We start from the raw sequence: 18222 nt of genomic DNA, 5'->3' as shown, positions 1-18222 counted from the left end.
CGCCCTAGCGGTGCGCGCCGCGCACGAGCTGGCCGCGGAGCACCCGGGCGGGTCGGTGTTCGTGCCCATGGGCGGGGGGACACCCGACGGGCCGGCGGAGGCCGCCCGGGCGGTGCGGGTCCTGGCCGAGGCGCTCGGGTTGTCGTCGCCGACGGGCGACGACCCCGCGTCGGGCTGGTCCGCCCTGTTGACCGGCCGTCGGGTCGTGGTCGTCCTCGACGACGTGGCGACCGCCGCCCAGGTACGTGTCCTCGGGCCGGTGCCCGTCGGATGCGCCCTGATCGTCACCTCACGCTCCGGGATGACCACCCTCGACGGGGCCACCCGGGTCTCCGTCGGCGCCCTGGACACGGACGACGCGCTCGACGTTCTCCGGTACCACCTCGGCGCCGAGCGGGTGGACGCCGAGCCCGAGGCGGCGCGGACGCTCGTGGAGCGCTGCGACGCACTGCCCCTGGCCCTGCGGATCGTGGCCGCCCGGCTGGCGACGCGGCAGAACTGGTCCCTCGCCGCCTTCGCCGCCCGGCTGGCCGATCCCGCCGCCCGGCTCGACGCCCTGGTCTGCGAGTCGATGTCGATCCGGGACTGCCTCGCCGGCGCGGTACGGGTGCTGACCCGGTACGGCGACGGCGACGGTGTGGCGCTGCGGGCCCTGCGGCTGCTGAGTCGACTGGACCGGGGCCTGGTCGGCGTGTCGAACCTCGCCGCGCTGTCAGGCCAGCCGATGGCCGCCGCCGAGGTCGCCGCCGAACGCCTGGTCGACGCGGGGCTCGCCGAGGCGCTGCCCGACGGCCGCTACCGGATCCCCGAGCTCGTCCGTGCCCACGTACGCGAACTGGGCCGCAGCCCGGAGTGCGACCAGGTCGTGGCCCTGCGCGGTCAGCATCCCACCACGACTGCCCGACCGCGCCGGTGAGCCGGCCCGGACGGGCACGCGGCACGGCGGCCCGGCTGCCGGCGGGTGATCGTCGCCGGGTCGGCCGTCGGACGGGCCGGTCAGGCGACGGCGATCGCCTCGATCTCGATGATCCACTCCGGGTCGAAGATTCCGGTGACGATCACCGTCAGGGCGGGGCGGTGTGCGCCGAGCACCTCGTTGCGGACCTTGGTGTTGACGTCGGCGTGCCGGCGGTCGGCCAGGAACGTGGTCACCTTGACCAGATTGTCGACGTCCATGCCGGCGTCGGCGAGGACGGCCCGGATGTTGTCCCAGACCAGCCGGCACTGCGCCTCGGGGGTGGCCGGGACGTGGCCGTCCCGGGACTGGGGGATCTGCCCGCTGATGAACAGCATCCGCCCGGCGGTCTGGACCTCCAGCGCGTTGTGGTAACCGCCCGTGGCCTCCGGCACCGACTCGGGGTTGATCGGCCTCATCTGCATGGTCTCGATCACGTGTAGTCCTTCCGATTGTCCGGGGGAATCCGGATTACGGACTGTGACCTTAGTCTAAAGGTTGTCCCGGGGGACCGAATCCCGGACGGACCGGAACCGCGTCTCGCCCGGGTGTCTTCTGGTACCCGGATCGGGGTCCGACCCAACCTTCCCGGGGGGTGTCTTCGGCGTGGGAACGTCAGTTACGGGCGGGAGGCCCCTCGGGGCTCGTCGGCGGTGTGCCTCATCGCGGCGGCGCGGCCCGGCGTGTAGCCGTACTCCCGGGCGAAGGCGGCGATGAAGGCGGACGGGCTGGCGTAGCCGATGCGGTGGGCGACCTCCCCGACGGGCCGGGTCTCCAGCAGCGCCAGCGAGGCACGCAGGCGCAGCTTCGTCCGCCACTGCGAGTACGACATGCCGAACTCGCGGGTGAAGTCGCGTTGCAGGGTCTTGACGCTGACGTGCAGGCGTTCGGCCCACTCGGCGAGGCCGGTGGTGTCACCGGGGTCGTGTGCCAGCGCCATGGCGACCGTCACCGCGACGCCGGGCCGGCCGGCCTGCCGGTCGTCGGCCGGGTGGGACGGGACGCCGATGCCGGCCATGATGCGGCTGCGGGCCTCGGGGGCGTCCCGCTCGTCGTACCCGGGGTCGGTGAGCGCGAGGACGAGCCGTGCCGCCTCGGCGTCGATGGCGGCGACGCCGGCCCGCAGCCCGTCGAGGGCGGCGGGCACCTCGCGCAGGCAGATCCGGTAGACGGTCTGCCGGTCCGCCGCCTGCACCTCGTGGGTCACCGCCCGGTGGGCCCAGAACACCTCGTCGGGGCCGATGAAGCTGGTGTGCCGGCCGTGCCGGGCGGAGAGCAGGCCGTCGGGCGACCAGTAGAGCTGGTGCAGGAAGTCCTGCCGGTTCTCGCCGAACGCCAGGCGGGTCACCGAGCGGTATCTCAGGACGAGGATGCCGTCGGGTTGGCCGAGGCCGTAGCCGAACTCCTCGCAGCTGACGGGATCCGCCGCGAGGGACTCCGTGACGGTGACGCTCTGACCTCTCCCCGACATGGGTTGACCTCTCGTCGACATCCCGGAACCTTTGGTAAGGCTAGCCTAAGCTTTGCAGCCCAGCGGGGCTGCCACCCCCTTGCAGCCCCTCGAAGGATCAGTAGATGTCCGTACGACAGCACTGGCGTCTGGCCGCCGCCGCCCTGGCGCTCGCCGTGGTCACCGGTTGCGGCTCCGACGGCGCCGAATCCGCCGCGACGTCCGACGGCTCCGCCGGGACCCGCGTCTTCTCCGCCGACAACGGCGAGATCACCATCCCGGTCGACCCCGAGCGCGTCGTCGCCACCGGATACGCGGTGCCGGTCCTCATCGAGGCGGACGCCGCCCTGGTGGGGATCTCCACCTGGAAGCGCGGCCTGGCGATGATGACCGCGCAGGACCGGGCCACCTACGACCGGCTGTCCAAGGTGGCCGGCGAGGCGGCCGCCGAGACCAACTACGAGGCCATCGCCGCCGCCAAGCCGGACCTCATCGTGATCGGCGTGCCGAAGCCCGTCCTCGGCGACATCGACATGAAGCGGCTCGAGAGCATCGCGCCCGTCGTGGCGATCGGCCCGACGGTCCCCGACGCCTGGCGCGAGCTGTCCCGCCGCCAGTCCGACGCCGCCGGGCGCACCACGCACTTCCAGGCGGCCAAGGACGCGTACGAGAAGAAGGCGGGGGAGCTGAAGGCCAAGTACGGCGACGCCCTCGCCAGCCTCAAGTTCGGGCACGTCGGCGCGTACGGCGACATCTCCAAGGGCACGTTCCACCGCGAGTTCGCCAAGTCGTGGGGCACCAACATCGCCCAGGACGTGGGCGTGACCTACTACGGCGAGGTCAAGGAGAAGGGCGGGGGCGGGCTCGACGTCACCGAGTACCCGGCGATCGAGGAACTGCCGGAGAGCCTCGGCGCGGCCGACGCGATCACGTACACGCTCCAGCCCGACGGCACCCCCGCCGAGGCGGTGAAGCAGGTGCTCGACTCCGCACTGTGGAAGAACCTGCCCGCGGTCAAGGCCGGCCGGGTGTTCCCGTTGCAGTACACGGAGGCGGCGACGTACGAGTCTGCCCTCAGGACCCTCGACTCCGTCGACAAGGCGTTCGCGCCGCTGCTCGCGTCATGACCGTCGACCGCGACGATCCGGCCGGCCGGGTCGCCGCCCACCACCGCGCCGGCAGCGGTACGGCCCGGATCGGCTACCCGATCGGGGTGCGCGGCGTCCGGGTCGTCGCCCGGCGGCAGCTGACCCCGCGCATGCTGCGGCTGACCCTCGGCGGCCCGGCCCTCGCCGACTTCCACACCTACCAGGCGGACGACCACGTCAAGATCGTCTTTCCTGACCCGGACGGCACCCGCCGCGACCCCGTCCCGGACGGCCGGGGCATGCTCGACTGGCCACGCCCGCTGCCGACCACCCGCAAGTACACGGTGCGCCGGTACAACCCCGCCACCAACGAACTCGACCTGGACTTCGTGCTGCACGACGGCGGCGTCGCCTCGACGTGGGCGGCCACGGCGGCCGTGGGCGACGATGTGACGATCGCGGGCCCGCCCGGAGCGAAGGCGTTCCCGCACACCTACGACCACTACGTCCTCGCCGTCGACGCCACCGCCCTGCCGGCCGTCGCGCGGTGGCTGGAGGAAGCGCCGGCCGACGTGTCGGCGCACCTGGTGGCCGAGGTCGACGACGCCGCCGAACGGGGCTACCCGCTGGCGCCGCGCGACCGGGTGGCCGTGACGTGGCTGGTGCGCGAGGGCACCGGCTCGACGCTGGCGGAGGAGGTGCGGTCGCTGCGCCTGCCGGCCGGGCGTACGTTCCTCTTCGCGGCCGGCGAGGCGACCGACATCAGGCCCCTGCGCGCCTGGAGCCGGGACCGCCTGGACTCGCTGATCACCGGGTACTGGAAACGCGGGATCGCCGGGCTTGAAGACTGACCTGCCCCGACGGGCGACGCTCCTGCTCGTGTCCGCCGCGCTGCTCGTCGTCGCGGCGGGCACGAGCATGGTCGTGGGGGCGCGCCCCGTCGCGCCGGCCGAGGTGTGGCGGGCGCTCACCGACTTCGCGGGCACCACCGACCACCTCGTCGTACGCGACATCCGGCTGCCCCGCACGATCCTCGGCGTCTGCGTCGGCGCCGCCCTCGGCGCGGCCGGCGTGCTGATCCAGACCCTGACCCGCAACCCGCTGGCCGAGCCCGGGATCCTCGGCGTGACCGCCGGGGCCGGTTTCGCGATCAACCTGGGTGTCCTGGCGGGCGTCGCCGGGTCACAGGCCGGTCAGCTCGGTCTCGCGGTGGCCGGTGCCGTCGCCGCGGCGGTCGCGGTCCACGCCGTCGGGCGCTCCTCGCCGCTGCGGCTGGTCCTCGCCGGCGTCGCGCTGAGCTGGGTCCTGATGGGCGTCTCGCTCGGCCTGCGGCTGACCTTCCCCGACGTCTTCGACCGGTACCGGTTCTGGTCGGTGGGGGCGATGGCCGGCACCGAGCAGACCCCGTTGGTCCTGCCCGTGCTGGTGACCGTGGCCGGCCTGGTCGCCGCGATGGTCGCGGCCCGGCCGTTGAACGCGCTGGCGCTCGGCGAGCACGTCGCCCACGCGCTCGGCGCCCACGTGACGCGGATCCGGGTCACCGTCCTGGTGCTCGTCACGCTGCTCACCGGAGTCGCCACGGCCGTCGCCGGGCCGATCGCGTTCGTCGGCCTCATGGTGCCGCACCTGGCGCGGCGGCTCGCCGTCGACTCGATTCCCTGGATCATGGCGTACTCGATGCTGCTCGGCCCGTTCCTGCTGCTCGCCGCCGACGTCGGGTCGCGGATCCTGCTGCCCACGGGCGAGGTACCGGTGTCGATCGTCACGGCGTTCCTGGGCGGCCCGGTGCTGATCTGGGCCGTCCGTCGCTACGGCACGGCGGCGCTGTGAGCACGCTGACGCTGCGGGCGGGGCCGGTGATGGTCGAGGTCGAACGACGTACCGCCGTCGTGACGTCGGCGCTCGTCGCGGTCGCCGCAGCCCTCGCCCTGCTGGGGCTCTGCCAGGGGCAGGACTGGGCCAGCCCGGCGGAGGTGCTCACCGCACTGACCCGGGGCGGCGAGTCCGCCTTCGTGATCCGGGAGTGGCGGCTGCCCCGGGTGGCCGCGGCGCTGGTCTTCGGCGCCTCCCTCGGGCTCGCCGGGGCGGTCTTCCAGAACCTGACCCGCAACGCGCTGGGCAGCCCGGACGTCATCGGCCTCGACGCGGGCGCGTACACCGGGGCGCTGGTGGCGATCACGGTGCTGAACGGCACCGCCGGGCAGCTCGCGGCGGGCTCGGTGGCCGGCGGACTGCTGGCCGCCGCGGTCATCTACGTGCTGTCGCTGGACTCCGGGCTCAGCGGCCTCCGGCTGATCGTCGTCGGAATCGCCGTCAACGCGATGCTGACGGCGCTCAACTCCTGGATCGTCCTGCGGGCCGAGATCGACGTGGCGCTCGCCGCGACCGGGTGGAGCGCCGGCTCGCTCAACGGCGTCGACTGGGCCGAGGTCCGTCTCCCGTTCGCCGTCATCGGGCTGTTCGTGCTGCTGCTCGTCGTGATCTCCCACGCCATGCACCAGGCGGCGCTGGGCGACCAGGTCGCCCGCACCACCGGCGTACGCCTGGGCCGGCTCCGGCTGCTGATGGTCCTGGCCGGCGTCGGCTGCACCGCGACCGTGACCGCGATCGCCGGGCCGGTGGTGTTCATCGCCCTCGCCGCGCCCCAGATCGGTCGGCGGCTCGCGCGGGCCGCCGGGGTGCCCCTGGTGCCGGCGGCGCTGACCGGCGGGGTGCTGCTGCTGGCCGCCGACCTCGTCGCGCAGGTGCTGCTGGCGCCGGTCGCGCTGCCGGTCGGCGTGGTCACGACGGCCATCGGCGGCTGCTATCTCATCTGGCTGCTCGGCATGGAGGTGAAACGACGGTGACCAGCCGCCTGACCGCGGAGGACGTCACGCTCGGCTACGGCGAGCGGGTGGTGTCGACGCGGGTGAGCCTGGCCGTGCCGGACGGCACGTTCACGGCAATCGTCGGGCCCAACGCGTGCGGGAAGTCGACGTTGCTGAAGGCGTTCGTCCGGCTGCTCACGCCCTCGTCGGGCACGATCCGCCTCGACGGCCGGGACGTCGCCGAGCACCGGCCGAAGCGGTTCGCGCGTCAGGTCGGCTTCCTGCCCCAGGGCCTCGTCGCCCCGGAGGACATCGTCGTCCGGCGGCTCGTCGCCCGGGGCCGGTACCCGCACCAGTCCCTGCTCGCCACCGGGTCGGCCGCCGACGAGGAGGCCGTCCGGTCGGCCATGGCGGTGGCCGGCGTCACGGACCTCGCCGAGCGGCCCGTCGAGGAGCTCTCCGGGGGCCAGCGGCAACGGGTCTGGATCGCGATGGTGCTGGCCCAGGAGACGCCGTACCTGCTGCTCGACGAGCCCACCACCTTCCTCGACATCACCCACCAGTACGAGCTGCTGGCGCTCTTCGCGTGGCTGCGCGACGAGGGGCGCACGATCGTCGCCGTCCTGCACGACATCAACCAGGCGTGCCGGTTCGCCGACCACATCGTGGCGATGAAGGACGGCCGGGTGGTCGCGCAGGGGCCGCCGGCCGACGTGGTGGACGCCGCCCTCATGCGCGAGGTGTTCGGCCTGCCGAGCCTGGTGATGCCGAACCCGGCGACGGGGACCCCGATGGTGGTGCCGACCGTCTGACTCCGGGGTTGACCTGAAGCGGGATTGAGGTTGTCGGATGGGGACATGCGTGCCATTCGGCTTCACGAGTTCGGTCCCCCCGGAAACCTGGTGCTCGACGACCTGCCCGACCTGACACCCGGCCCCGGCCAGGTCCGGATCGCGGTGTCGGCCAGCGGCGTGCACCTGCTCGACACGACCCTGCGCCGGGGCGAGGCCGGCGGCCCGCTCCCGCTGCCCGACCTGCCCACCATCCCCGGCCGGGAGGTCGCCGGCGTCGTCGACGAGCTGGGCGAGGGCGTGGACGGGGCGTGGCGCGGGCGGCGGGTCGTCGCGCACCTGGGCATGGTGCCGGGCGGGTACGCCGAGCAGGCGGTCACCGACGTCGGCTCGCTGTACGCCGTACCGCCGGGGCTGACCGACGCCGAGGCGGTGGCCGCGGTCGGCACGGGCCGTACGACACTCGGGATCTTCGACCTGGAGCCGCCGACGGCGGACGACGTCGTCTTCGTGCCGTCGGCGGCCGGCGGGGTCGGCTGGCTGCTGGCGCAGGCCGCGCGGACGACCGGCGCCACCGTGGTGGCGGCGGCGCGCGGCGCCGACCGGACGGCGAAGCTGCGCGAGCTGGGCGCGGACCTCGTGGTGGACTACGGCCAGCCGGACTGGGTCGGGACGGTGCGGGACCGGGTCGGCGGCCTGAGCCTGGTGTACGACGGGGTGGGCGGCGCGGTGGGCCGGGCCGCCCTGGAGCTGACGCGGCCGGGCGGCCGGTTCATGATGTTCGGCTGGTCGGCCGGCGAGGCGACCCGGATCGACACCGGCGACGTCATCGGCCGGGGCCTGACCGTGGGCTGGCTGGGTCAGCGGCTTCGCGCCCTGCCCGGCGGCATCCCGGCGCTGGCCGCCCGGTCGCTGGAGCTGGCCGGGCAGGGCTGGTGGCGACCGCTGGTTTCGACCTACCCGCTGGCCGACGCCGCCACCGCGCACGACGACCTGGAGGGACGCCGGGCGCTCGGCAAGGTGGTGCTCACCGTCGCACGCTGACCCGGCGCCTCAGCCGGCCGGCCGGCGGGCCACCAGGTACGCCTGCGGCGTGCGCTCCGGCTGGCTCCCGAAGGCCTCGGGCTCGCGCACCAGCCGGACGCGGACGTCCAGCCCCGCGTCGGTCAGCAGCTCGGCGACCCGGTCCGGTCGGCGGCGCCGGAATTCCAGCGAGACCGGGTGGCCGAGCGCCTCGGTCAGGTGCAGCGGCTCGTCGCCGACCTGGAACGCCAGGACCAGGTGACCGCCGGGCGTCAACGTCCGGTGGAAGTCCGCGAAGGTGGCCGGGAGCAGGTCGTCCGGGACGTGGATGGTCGAGTACCAGGCCACGACGCCGCTGAGGGAGGCGTCGGGCAGCCCCAGATCGGGCATCGCGCCCACGTCGAAGCGCAGGTCGGGGTGGACCCGGCGGGCGACCTCGACCATCCGCGGGGAGAGGTCGATGCCGAACGCGTCGAGCCCGAGCCCGTGCAGGTACCCGGTGAGCCGGCCGGGGCCGCAGCCGACGTCGGCGACGGGCCCGTTCCCGGCGGCGCGCACGAGGTCGGCGAAGGCGGTGAGGACCGCCCGCTCCCACGGGTTGGCGACCAGCTCGTCCTGGAACCGCTCGGCGTAGTCGACGGCCAGGGCGTCGTAGGACGATCGGGTGTCATGCGGGTGCTCGGATTCGATCACGCCCAGGCACGCTACCGGTCCTGCGCGCCGAACGGCGAACACCTGCGCTACGCGGCGTAGGCGGACGTAACGAGATTCGTGCACAAGACGCTGCGCCGGCAGTCCGCGCGGATTCCCACTGGCGGGAATAGGCTCCGTCGTATCGGCGGCCAGCACGGCGATGGCCATCGCGTACCGGAGGTCGGACGCGGATCGAGGGGGCGCGTCCGGCGCCGGTGTCGCTGCCTCCCGTCGCGGCCCGGCTCCGTCAGCTCCCCGGGAGCTGCTCGGCCCTCGTGACCACCCGGTCGATCAGGCCGTACTCGCGGGCCTGCTCGGCGGTGAACCACCGGTCGCGGTCCCAGTCCCGCTGGATCTCCTCCAGGCTGCGCCCGCTGTGCCGGGCGATCAGCTCCTGCATGGTCTGCTTCACGTGCAGCATGTTCTCCGCCTGGATCGTGATGTCCGCGGCGGTGCCGCCCATCCCGCCGGACGGCTGGTGCATCATGATCCGTGAGTGGGGCAGCGCGTAACGCTTGCCGGCCGTGCCCGCGCAGAGCAGGAACTGCCCCATCGAGCCGGCGAAGCCGAGCGCCACCGTCGCCACGTCGTTGCGGACGAACCGCATCGTGTCGTAGACGGCCATGCCCGCGCTGACCGAGCCACCCGGCGAGTTGATGTAGAGCACGATGTCCCGCTCCGGATCCTCGGCGGCGAGCAGCAGCATCTGGGCGCAGATCTGGTTCGCCGAGGCGTCGGTGACCTCGGTGCCGAGGAAGATGATCCGCTCCTTCAGCAGCCGGTCGAACACCTGGTCGCCGAAGGACGGCTGCCCACCGTCAAACATCCGTACGTCGAGACCGATCATCGCGTCCGCCCTTCCGGCACTGCCGGCGGGCGACCGGAGGGGCGCCCGGGGGACCGGCACATCCAGCCTGCGCGGAACGTGACGCGCGGGGCCAGCCGTTCTGCCGGCGGCAGATCAGCCGACGGCAGAACCGGCCGGCCTAGACGACGGTCAAGGTCCGCGTGCCCGCCCGTGTCCGCCCGCAGCCCAGCGCGACGCGGGTACGCGGACCGGAGCGCCCGCCCACGGCGGAGGCGTGCCGCCCGACCCGCAGGGTCGTGCCGCCCGAACGCGGAGCCAGGTGGAGCAGGGGACCGCCGGCCCGGGGAGCGACCCGCACGGCCGGGGCGGCGGCGTCGGGCCGGCCGACCTCCGCCCGCTCCAGCCGGGCCAGGCCGGCCCGGGGTGCGGACGGGATGCGCGGCTCGACCCGACGCAGGTCGTCGCGCGCCTCCTCCAACAGGTCGGACAGGTGGATGCCGAGCGCCCGGCAGATCGCCGCGAGCACCTCCGAGGAGGCCTCCTTGCGACCGCGTTCGACCTCGGAAAGGTAGGGCACCGACACTCCGGCGGCCTCGGCCACCTCGCGCAGCGTGCGGCCCTGCCGCAGCCGGAGCCGGCGCAGCACCCCGCCGATCACTCGTCGCAGCAACGACATGCGGGCCTCACTCTCGGGCTCGTCGTCCGGGACAACCCCATCATGCCCCCTGTCGGGCGCGCGGGTCGTCCCGTCGTGCCGCGCGTCGTGGGGTGAGCCGGGGTGACCCGGGTCGACGACCCCGCCGTGCGAGATCCGCGCTGGCCGCTATGTTGTGGTCGTGCAGGCGACGACAGGGCCGGGACAGGCCCTCACGTGATCCACTTTCCGGCCCAGCGACGGGGCCCCCTGAGCGCGCTGAGTCTCCGACTGGCCGCCGCCATCGGCCTGGTCTTCGCCACCGTCGCCGTGGTCTACCTCGACCGGGACGGCTACCGCGACGTCAACGAGGACGCGCTGACCCTCCTCGACTGCTTCTACTACGCGGTGGTCACCCTCTCGACCACCGGCTACGGGGACATCACCCCGGTCAGCCAGACGGCCCGGCTGATCAACGTCGTCTACATCACGCCCGCCCGGGTGATCTTCCTGATCATCCTGGTCGGCACCACCCTGGAAGTGCTGACCGAGCAGTACCGCACCGGGCGTCGCCTGTCGCGGTGGAGGAGAGCCGTGAAGGACCACGTCATCATCTGCGGCTACGGGACGAAGGGCCGCAGCGCGGTCTCCGCCCTGATGGAGAACGGGCTCGACAAGTCCCGGATCGTGGTGGTGGAACGCAGCGGTCCGGCGCTGCGGCAGGCCACCTCGGCCGGCCTGGTGGCGATCGAGGGCTCGGCGACCCGCTCGTCGGTGCTCAACGAGGCGCACGTACGCAACGCCAAGGCGGTGATCATCGCGACCGACAGCGACGACGCCTCGGTCCTGGTGGCGTTGACCGTACGGCAGCTCACCGCCGGGCAGGTGCGGATCATCGCCGCCGCCCGGGAGGCGGAGAACGCCCCGCTGCTCAAGCAGAGCGGCGCCCACCACGTGATCGTCTCCTCGGCCACCGCCGGCCGGCTGCTGGGCCTGTCCACCTCGGCCCCGCCGCTGATCGACGTGGTGGAGGACCTGCTCACCCCCGGCCAGGGCATGGCGCTGGCGATGCGCTCCGCCGAGCGCTCCGAGGTGGGCCGCTCGCCCCGGGAGCTGGAATCGCTGGTAATCGCCCTGGTCCGGCGGGGCAAGGTGGTCACCCTGGCCGACAAGGCCGGCGCGGTCATCGAGACCGGCGACATGCTGGTGCACGTACGCGACGACCGCCCGCACGCGACAGCCGCCCCCTGATCCGTGGTCGCCCTTGATCGGTCGGGCGTTGGTGGCGGGCCGCGGACGTCCGATCCGTGGGTCCGAGCCGGCACCGCTCTTCGCATGGTCAACGGACCCGTCTGTGGTCACGTTCGGTAACAACTCGTCATCCGAGCGCCACTGCAGTCCGTGCCCTTTGCTCTGCATCCATATACGCGCCAGCTACCCTGAGTGCCTGGTGCGTATGCGGCTGCAGAGCAAAGGGCCCACAAGGTCGGGGCGACCCGTCAGCGCGACTTTCAATGAATTCGCTGTTCACAGGGCTGCCAACCTCATTGGCGGCAGTTAGGGCTCGTTTCAAAGCCGACGTCGCTGTCACTGAACGTAGTGAATCGCGAGGAGGCGAGTCCTGTCACTCAACGTGACGCGGCGATGCGGCCCCGGCTCTCGGGTTCCGGCAACCGCGAGAAGGGTCCGCCACCGGTCGGTGGCGGACCCTTCTCGCGGTTCTGGCCCCTTGGGCGGCCAGCCTCCCCGACTTCTCGCTCAGGGGCGGCCGGCCGCGCCGGTCAGAGGATGGTCCAGGTGTCCCCGCTGGCGAGGAGTCCGGCGAGCTGCTGCTCCGGGGTCTCGGTGACCTTCGCCTTCGCCTCGGCGAGCTGCTCCTGCACCACGCTGTCGTACGACGGCCGGTCCACCGAGCGGAACACGCCGATCGGGGTGTTCCGCAGGTCCAGGCCGGGCAGGCGGGAGAGCGCGAAGGCGTACGCCGGGTCGGTGACCGTCGCGTCGTGCACGACGATCTCACCCGGGCTGACCGACGCGGTCTCCCGGACCTCCAGGCCGAACCCGCCGGGCGGGTGCACGACGCAGAACTGCCCGTCCTTGCCGAACGTGATCGGCTGCCCGTGCTCCAGCCGGATCAGGAAGTCGTCGCGGGTGGCCGGCTCCTTGAGCTGGTCGAACGCGCCGTCGTTGAAGATGTTGCAGTTCTGGTAGATCTCCACGAACGCCGAGCCCTGGTGCTCCGCCGCCGCCCGCAGCACCGACTGGAGGTGCTTGCGGTCCGAGTCGATGGTGCGGCCGACGAAGGTGGCCTCGGCCCCGAGGGCGAGCGACAGCGGGTTGAACGGCGCGTCGGCCGAGCCGGCCGGGGTCGACTTCGTGACCTTCCCGACCTCGGAGGTCGGCGAGTACTGCCCCTTCGTCAGGCCGTAGATCCGGTTGTTGAACAGCAGGATCTTCAGGTTGACGTTGCGGCGCAGCGCGTGGATCAGGTGGTTGCCGCCGATGGAGAGGGCGTCGCCGTCGCCGGTCACCACCCAGACCGACAGGTCGGGCCGGGAGACCGACAGGCCGGTGGCGATCGCCGGGGCGCGGCCGTGGATCGAGTGCATCCCGTAGGTGTTCATGTAGTACGGGAAGCGGGAGGAACAGCCAATGCCGGAGACGAACACGGTCCGCTCGCGGGGGATGTTCAGTTCCGGCATGAACTGCTGGATCGCGGCGAGGATCGCGTAGTCGCCGCAGCCGGGGCACCAGCGCACCTCCTGGTCGGACTTGAAGTCCTTGGCGGTGAGCTTGAGGGCGACGGGCTCAGACATTCTTCAGGACCTCTTCCAGCATCGTCTCCAGCTCGACGGCCGTGAACGGCAGGCCGCGGACCTGGTTGTAGCCGATCGCGTCGACCAGGTACTTCGCCCGGATCACATGGGCGAGCTGGCCGAGGTTCATCTCGGGGATGACCACGCGGTCGTAGGAGCGCAGCACCGTGCCGAGGTTGGCCGGCATCGGGGCGAGGTGCCGCAGGTGCGCCTGCGCGATGGCGTGGCCGCGCTGGCGCAGGCCCCGGCACGCCGCGCCGATCGGCCCGTACGTGGAGCCCCAGCCGAGGACCAGCACCCGGGCGTCGCCGTCCGGGTCCTCGACCTCGACGTCCGGCACCGGGATCGTCTCGATCCGGGCCGCCCGGGTGCGCACCATGAAGTCGTGGTTCGCCGGGTCGTACGAGATGTCGCCGGTCTTGTCGGCCTTCTCCAGGCCGCCGATGCGGTGCTCCAGCCCGGCGGTGCCCGGGATGGCCCACGGCCGGGCCAGGGTCTCCGGGTCGCGCAGGTACGGCAGGAACGTGGTGCCGTCGTCGCCGTTGGGCTTCGTGGCGAACTCGACCCGCAGGTCGGGCAGCGACTCGACGTCGGGCAGCAGCCACGGCTCGGAGCCGTTGGCGACGTAGTTGTCGGACAGCAGGATGACCGGCGTGCGGTAGGTCAGCGCGATCCGGGCCGCCTCGATGGCCGCGTGGAAGCAGTCCGACGGCGACTTCGGCGCGATCACCGCGACCGGCGCCTCGCCGTGACGGCCGTAGAGCGCCATGTTGAGGTCGGCCTGCTCGGTCTTGGTGGGCATGCCCGTGGAGGGACCGGCCCGCTGCACGTCGACGATGACCAGCGGCAGCTCCAGCGCCACCGCGAGGGAGATCGTCTCGCTCTTGAGCGCGACGCCCGGGCCGCTGGTGGTGGTGACGCCGAGCGAGCCGCCGTACGACGCGCCCAACGCCGCGCCGACCGCGGCGATCTCGTCCTCGGCCTGCATGGTGAGCACGCCGAAGCGCTTGTGCTTGCTCAGCTCGTGCAGGATGTCCGAGGCCGGGGTGATCGGGTAGGCGCCCAGGAAGACCGGCAGCCCGGAGCGGACGCCGGCGGCCACCAGGCCGAGCGACAGGGCCGCGTTGCCGGTGATGTTGCGGTAGGTGCCCGGCCGCATCTTCGCCGGCTTGACCTCGTAGCGGACCGCGAAGTCCTCGGTGGTCTCGCCGAAGTTCCAGCCGGCCCGGAACGCCGCGACGTTCGCCGCGACCAGCTCGGGGCGGGCGGCGAACTTGCGCTCCAGGAAGCGCAGCGTCGACTCGTACGGCCGGTTGTACATCCAGGAGAGCAGGCCGAGGGCGAACATGTTCTTGGCCCGTTCGGCGTCCTTCTTGGACACGGCAAGCTCGGCGAGCGCGCCCACCGTCATCGAGGTCAGCGCCACCGGGTGCACGACGTAGCCGGCGAGGGAGTCGTCCTCGAGCGGGTTCGACTGGTAGCCGACCTTGGCCAGGTTGCGCTTGGTGAACTCGTCGGTGTTGACGATGATGTCCGCGCCCCGCGGCAGGTCGGCGAGGTTCGCCTTGAGCGCCGCCGGGTTCATCGCCACCAGCACGTTCGGCGAGTCGCCGGGGGTCAGGATGTCGTAGTCGGCGAAGTGCACCTGGAAGCTCGACACGCCCGGCAGGGTGCCGGCGGGAGCCCGGATCTCCGCCGGGAAGTTCGGCAACGTGGAGATGTCGTTGCCGAGCTGCGCGGTCTCCGAGGTGAACCGGTCGCCGGTGAGCTGCATGCCGTCGCCGGAGTCACCGGCAAACCGGATCACCACCCGGTCCAGTTGACGGATCTGCTTGGTCACGCCTGCACCTCGCTTCGCTGGGCGCGGTCGCGCGGGCGGCTGAACATGATGGTGACCTCGCCTTGCCCGGCCACGTGACCTCCTTGACGCACCGCTGCACCAGACCCGCCGAGGCGGGCCCGGTCCGCTGTAGTTACCTCACCTGAGAGCCTACGTCGAATCGCGGCCCCAACCTTCTCGGAGGCCGCCCTGTGGGATGCGATCCAGCGAGATTCCACCCCGATTTGAGGTGTTTCCGTCCGCCCGCCGTAATCCAGATCACCGGTCGCGGGGTGGGCGGGACGCAGACCCGGTCGGACCAGGGCCGCCCGGGTCACTCGGTCGGTGCCGTGGACGGTCCGCCCGCCGGGGCGGTCGTCCGCCGCCGCAGGGACGTGGTCGCCAGCGTGAGGGCGAACACCACCAGCAGCGTCGAGACCACGATCAGCAGGATCGCCGTCCGCCGTACCGAGCCACCTCCGCCGTCGCCGCTGACGGCCGCGGCGTCGGCGGCGAGCACGCCCTGCGACCCGGTCGGCGCGGGCGGCGAGGCCACCGGGGTCGCCAGCGCGGCGGCGGCGGTGATCCGGAAGCTCATCTGCACCTGCCGGGCCCGGCCGCTGCGCGGGTCGAGCTGGCCGAGCACCGCGCCGGCCAGCGGGGCCTGCCGCTGCGCCTCGGGGGTCGCGGAGACCGGCAGCCGCAGCTGTACGGTCCGGCCGGCGGCGAGAGTGCCCAGCTCGCAGCGCGTACGGGAGGGGTCGACCGTGGTGCAGCCGGACGGGGGCGTCGGCACGGTCACCCCGGCCGGCAGGACCACCTCGATCCGGCCCTCGGCGTCCACCTTCCCGGTGTTGCCCAGGCGCACGTCGAGCCCGCTCGACCCGCCACTGATGTCGAAGGAGACCGCGTCGGCGTCCAGCCTGATCCCCGGCACCGGCGGGCCGGGCGGGAAAAGCACCGCGAACCCCTCGTCGTCGCCCACCGGGCCGGGCACGCCGGGGGCGGTCGCGGTGACCCGGACGGAGCCGCTGAGCGGCATCCGCTTCCAGGCGTCGCCGTCGACGCGTACCCGGAGCAGGGTGCTGAACCGGGCGCCGGGCGCGCTGGCCCACTCCCCGCAGCGGCGCTCTCCGCCGCCGACCGGGGCGCAGCCCGCGGTGCCGGCGTCGGACAGCCCGGCCGGCAGCGTGTAGGACAGCCCGATCCGGGCGGGCGTGGCGCCCGTGTTCGTGATGGTCACCCGGAGCGTGGTCACCGTGCTCGGCGCGTTCCAGTACGCGGCGGTCAGGGTGATGTCGTCGGTCGTGACGCTGACCCCGGCCAGGGGCGCCGGCGGGGTGGTGGCGGGCGCGGAGGGCCGGACCGGCGGCACCGACGGCGCCGGGGGCGGTGCGGCGGTGGTCGGTGCGGCGGTGGTCGGCGCCGGCTGCTCCGGGGCCGTCGTCGTCGGGGCCGGCTCGGTCGTCGGGGCCGGTGGCGTGGTCTCCGGCGGCGGCGCCGTGGTCGAGGGCGCCTCGGTGGGCACCGGCCCCGTGTCCGTCGGATCCGCCGTGGGCGTGTCCCCGCCCGGCTCGCCGGCCGGCTCGGTCGCGGTGGAGGCGGCCCGGGCGCCGGTCGGTGCGGCGGTCGCCCAGCCGGGCACCGCGGCGACGGTCAGCCCGACCGCGAGGCCGATCGCCAACAGGGGCACGACGCGTCGGTCACGCGCCCGCCGGCCGGGCCGTACGTCCACGCGAGCCATCTGTCCTCCGGTGACGATGAGTGAGATCCCAATATTCGGCAATTGTTGCCAGAGGGCACTAGTCCCGCCGGGAAACGAATCCGTAACGGGTTCGACCCGGGCCGCGACGAGGAGCGGTAGGCTCAGCGACCGTGACCGGTTACCTGGGCTCGTACGCGACGCTCGGGCTGCTGCTGCTCGCCAGCGTCCTCTTCTTCGTTACGGCGTTCTCGGCCAACCGGGTGTTACGTCCTGCCCGTCCGGCGGATCCCTTCGGCAAGCGCACCAGCTACGAGTGCGGCCTCGACCCCGTCGGCGCCGACTGGGCGCAGATGCAGGTCCGTTACTACGTGTACGCGTACCTCTACGTGTTGTTCGCCGTGGAGTCGGTGTTCCTCTTCCCCTGGGCGGTCGTCTTCGACCGGCCGGGGTTCGGCATGGTCACGGTCGTGGAGATGGCGGTCTTCGTCGCGGTGCTGGCGCTCGGCATCCTCTACGCCTGGCGGAAGAACATCCTGCGCTGGTCCTGACCTCGGCCTCGGTCAGCCCCTCACCGCCCTGTCCCGCCACGGGCGGCCGCCGCTCCCGCACGGCGACGGTCAGGCGAGCCCGCGCCGGGTCAGCGTCGGCGGACGGTCGCCTCGGATCGAGGCGACCATGTCGAGCACCCGCCGGGTGGGGCGGACCTGGTGCGCGCGGAACACCCGGGCGCCCAGCCAGGCCGAGACCGCCGTGGCCGCGAGCGTTCCCTCCAGCCGTTCGGCCACCGGCAGGTCCAGCGTCTCGCCGATGAAGTCCTTGTTCGACAGGGCCACCAGCAGCGGCCAGCCGGTGCCGGAGAGCTCGCCGAGCCGGCGGGTGATCTCCAAGGAGTGTCGGGTGTTCTTGCCGAAGTCGTGCGCCGGGTCGATCAGGATCCCGTCGGCGCGTACGCCCAACGCGACCGCGCGTTCGGCGAGCCCGGTCACCGTCGTGAGCACGTCGGCGACCACGTCGGCGAAGGCCGCGCGGTGCGGGCGGGTCCGGGGCGCCAGGCCGCCGGCGTGCGAGCAGACCAGTCCGGCGCCCGTCTGCGCCGCCACCTGTGCCAGGGCCGGGTCGGCGCCGGACCAGGTGTCGTTGAGCAGGTCGGCGCCCGCCGCCACCGCCTCCACCGCCACCTCGGCCCGCCAGGTGTCGATCGAGATCACCACGTCGGGGAAGGCGGCCCGGACGGCGGCGATGGTCGCCACCGTACGACGGATCTCCTCGGCCACGTCGACCTCGGCGCCGGGACCGGCCTTGACACCGCCGATGTCGATGATCTCGGCGCCCTCCTCGACCGCCCGCTCCACGGCGCGCAGCGCGCTGTCCTGGGCGAAGGTCGCGCCCTGGTCGAAGAACGAGTCCGGCGTGCGGTTGACGATCGCCATCACCACCAGCTCGTCCGGGCCGAACGTGCGCCCACCGAGCCGAAGCGCCCCGGCCATGCCGCCTCCTGAAGGTCCACCGCCGACCCGTCCCCGCCGTCGGCCGATGACGACGCTAGCCGGTCCGCCCGGGTCGGGCCCCGCCGGTCCGCCGTCGCCGCCTCCCGTAGGGGTGCGTCGGGCGGGGGGTCTTCGGCACGGATCCG

Annotated in this window: 18 protein-coding genes; 9 read left to right on the top strand and 9 right to left on the bottom strand. The window is 73.2% G+C overall.

Translation table 11 applies throughout. The features are described 5' to 3' along the window. A partial coding sequence (locus F6X68_RS18910) for an NB-ARC domain-containing protein (RefSeq protein WP_255474755.1) occupies window positions 1-916 on the top strand: 916 nt, incomplete at its 5' end. A gap of 80 nt (window positions 917-996) precedes the next feature. Here the strand turns inward: F6X68_RS18910 and F6X68_RS18905 are convergent. After that, window positions 997-1392, bottom strand: a complete 396-nt coding sequence (locus F6X68_RS18905) for a RidA family protein (RefSeq protein ID WP_151455537.1) — start codon at window positions 1390-1392, stop codon at window positions 997-999. A 182-nt stretch (window positions 1393-1574) separates the two neighbouring features. Further along, complete coding sequence (locus tag F6X68_RS18900; protein ID WP_151455536.1) at window positions 1575-2426, bottom strand: AraC family transcriptional regulator; 852 nt, start codon at window positions 2424-2426, stop codon at window positions 1575-1577. 104 nt (window positions 2427-2530) lie between these two features. Between F6X68_RS18900 and F6X68_RS18895 the strand changes: the two genes are divergently transcribed. The 6 genes from F6X68_RS18895 to F6X68_RS18870 are packed head-to-tail and all read left to right on the top strand — an operon-like array spanning window position 2531 to window position 8135. Beyond that, the gene (locus F6X68_RS18895) at window positions 2531-3532 is read left to right on the top strand and encodes an ABC transporter substrate-binding protein (RefSeq protein ID WP_151455535.1); all 1002 of its coding nucleotides are present in this window, start codon (window positions 2531-2533) and stop codon (window positions 3530-3532) included. Then, window positions 3529-4344, top strand: coding sequence for a siderophore-interacting protein (locus F6X68_RS18890; protein ID WP_151455534.1), 816 nt, complete (start codon window positions 3529-3531; stop codon window positions 4342-4344). The genes F6X68_RS18895 and F6X68_RS18890 overlap by 4 nt, the downstream gene beginning before the upstream one ends. Then, window positions 4334-5323: an iron ABC transporter permease gene (locus tag F6X68_RS18885; RefSeq protein WP_151455533.1), complete on the top strand. Its 990-nt coding sequence runs from the start codon at window positions 4334-4336 to the stop codon at window positions 5321-5323. The genes F6X68_RS18890 and F6X68_RS18885 overlap by 11 nt, the downstream gene beginning before the upstream one ends. Beyond that, window positions 5320-6339, top strand: a complete 1020-nt coding sequence (locus tag F6X68_RS18880; RefSeq protein ID WP_225852291.1) for an iron chelate uptake ABC transporter family permease subunit — start codon at window positions 5320-5322, stop codon at window positions 6337-6339. The genes F6X68_RS18885 and F6X68_RS18880 overlap by 4 nt, the downstream gene beginning before the upstream one ends. Further along, the gene (locus F6X68_RS18875) at window positions 6336-7112 is read left to right on the top strand and encodes an ABC transporter ATP-binding protein (RefSeq protein WP_151455532.1); all 777 of its coding nucleotides are present in this window, start codon (window positions 6336-6338) and stop codon (window positions 7110-7112) included. The genes F6X68_RS18880 and F6X68_RS18875 overlap by 4 nt, the downstream gene beginning before the upstream one ends. Before the next feature lie 45 nt (window positions 7113-7157). After that, entirely contained in the window at window positions 7158-8135 is a 978-nt protein-coding gene (locus F6X68_RS18870; protein ID WP_151455531.1) for a zinc-binding dehydrogenase, read from the top strand. 9 nt (window positions 8136-8144) lie between these two features. Here F6X68_RS18870 and F6X68_RS18865 read toward each other — a convergent pair whose 3' ends face one another. The 3 genes from F6X68_RS18865 to F6X68_RS34865 all read right to left on the bottom strand — a co-directional run bounded on the left by F6X68_RS18865 (window position 8145) and on the right by F6X68_RS34865 (window position 10291). Then, window positions 8145-8807 (bottom strand): class I SAM-dependent methyltransferase, encoded by a 663-nt coding sequence (locus F6X68_RS18865; protein WP_225852290.1) that lies wholly within the window; start codon window positions 8805-8807, stop codon window positions 8145-8147. A 247-nt stretch (window positions 8808-9054) separates the two neighbouring features. Then, window positions 9055-9654 (bottom strand): ClpP family protease, encoded by a 600-nt coding sequence (locus F6X68_RS18860; protein WP_151455529.1) that lies wholly within the window; start codon window positions 9652-9654, stop codon window positions 9055-9057. Window positions 9655-9793: 139 nt separating this feature from the next. Beyond that, window positions 9794-10291, bottom strand: coding sequence for a helix-turn-helix domain-containing protein (locus tag F6X68_RS34865; RefSeq protein WP_151455528.1), 498 nt, complete (start codon window positions 10289-10291; stop codon window positions 9794-9796). 195 nt (window positions 10292-10486) lie between these two features. On the opposite strand from F6X68_RS34865, the gene F6X68_RS18850 reads away from it, so the two are divergent. Next, on the top strand, window positions 10487-11500 hold the full coding sequence (locus tag F6X68_RS18850; RefSeq protein ID WP_151455527.1) for a TrkA family potassium uptake protein: 1014 nt from the start codon (window positions 10487-10489) through the stop codon (window positions 11498-11500). Between the two features lie 530 nt (window positions 11501-12030). Here the strand turns inward: F6X68_RS18850 and F6X68_RS18845 are convergent. The 3 genes from F6X68_RS18845 to F6X68_RS18835 form a co-directional block, all read right to left on the bottom strand. Then, window positions 12031-13065 carry a 2-oxoacid:ferredoxin oxidoreductase subunit beta gene (locus tag F6X68_RS18845; protein WP_151455526.1) on the bottom strand — a complete coding sequence of 345 codons (1035 nt, stop codon included), beginning with the start codon at window positions 13063-13065 and terminating at the stop codon, window positions 12031-12033. Continuing rightward, window positions 13058-14905: a 2-oxoacid:acceptor oxidoreductase subunit alpha gene (locus tag F6X68_RS18840; protein WP_151455525.1), complete on the bottom strand. Its 1848-nt coding sequence runs from the start codon at window positions 14903-14905 to the stop codon at window positions 13058-13060. Before F6X68_RS18840 ends, F6X68_RS18845 begins: the two co-directional genes overlap by 8 nt. Before the next feature lie 313 nt (window positions 14906-15218). After that, window positions 15219-16628, bottom strand: coding sequence for a hypothetical protein (locus F6X68_RS18835; RefSeq protein WP_151455524.1), 1410 nt, complete (start codon window positions 16626-16628; stop codon window positions 15219-15221). Window positions 16629-16759: 131 nt separating this feature from the next. On the opposite strand from F6X68_RS18835, the gene ndhC reads away from it, so the two are divergent. Next, window positions 16760-17137: an NADH-quinone oxidoreductase subunit A gene (ndhC, locus tag F6X68_RS18830; protein WP_151455523.1), complete on the top strand. Its 378-nt coding sequence runs from the start codon at window positions 16760-16762 to the stop codon at window positions 17135-17137. A 69-nt stretch (window positions 17138-17206) separates the two neighbouring features. Here the strand turns inward: ndhC and folP are convergent, their stop codons facing one another. Beyond that, entirely contained in the window at window positions 17207-18076 is an 870-nt protein-coding gene (gene folP / locus F6X68_RS18825; protein WP_151455522.1) for a dihydropteroate synthase, read from the bottom strand. Window positions 18077-18222 lie beyond the last annotated feature (146 nt).

This window comes from Micromonospora sp. AMSO12t (assembly GCF_008806585.1).
GTDB lineage: Bacteria > Actinomycetota > Actinomycetes > Mycobacteriales > Micromonosporaceae > Micromonospora > Micromonospora reichwaldensis.
Note: the sequence above shows the minus strand (reverse complement) of the source record. Positions and strands in the feature narration are given on the sequence as shown.

What these genes read in the sequence shown, in the direction of transcription:
- F6X68_RS18900 (WP_151455536.1), bottom strand. Translation starts at nt 2,426, where the DNA reads ATGTCGGGGAGAGGTCAGAGCGTCACCGTCACGGAGTCCCTCGCGGCG.
- F6X68_RS18895 (WP_151455535.1), top strand. Translation starts at nt 2,531, where the DNA reads ATGTCCGTACGACAGCACTGGCGTCTGGCCGCCGCCGCCCTGGCGCTC.
- F6X68_RS18890 (WP_151455534.1), top strand. Translation starts at nt 3,529, where the DNA reads ATGACCGTCGACCGCGACGATCCGGCCGGCCGGGTCGCCGCCCACCAC.
- F6X68_RS18870 (WP_151455531.1), top strand. Translation starts at nt 7,158, where the DNA reads ATGCGTGCCATTCGGCTTCACGAGTTCGGTCCCCCCGGAAACCTGGTG.
- F6X68_RS18860 (WP_151455529.1), bottom strand. Translation starts at nt 9,654, where the DNA reads ATGATCGGTCTCGACGTACGGATGTTTGACGGTGGGCAGCCGTCCTTC.
- F6X68_RS34865 (WP_151455528.1), bottom strand. Translation starts at nt 10,291, where the DNA reads ATGTCGTTGCTGCGACGAGTGATCGGCGGGGTGCTGCGCCGGCTCCGG.
- F6X68_RS18845 (WP_151455526.1), bottom strand. Translation starts at nt 13,065, where the DNA reads ATGTCTGAGCCCGTCGCCCTCAAGCTCACCGCCAAGGACTTCAAGTCC.
- F6X68_RS18835 (WP_151455524.1), bottom strand. Translation starts at nt 16,628, where the DNA reads ATGGCTCGCGTGGACGTACGGCCCGGCCGGCGGGCGCGTGACCGACGC.
- folP (WP_151455522.1), bottom strand. Translation starts at nt 18,076, where the DNA reads ATGGCCGGGGCGCTTCGGCTCGGTGGGCGCACGTTCGGCCCGGACGAG.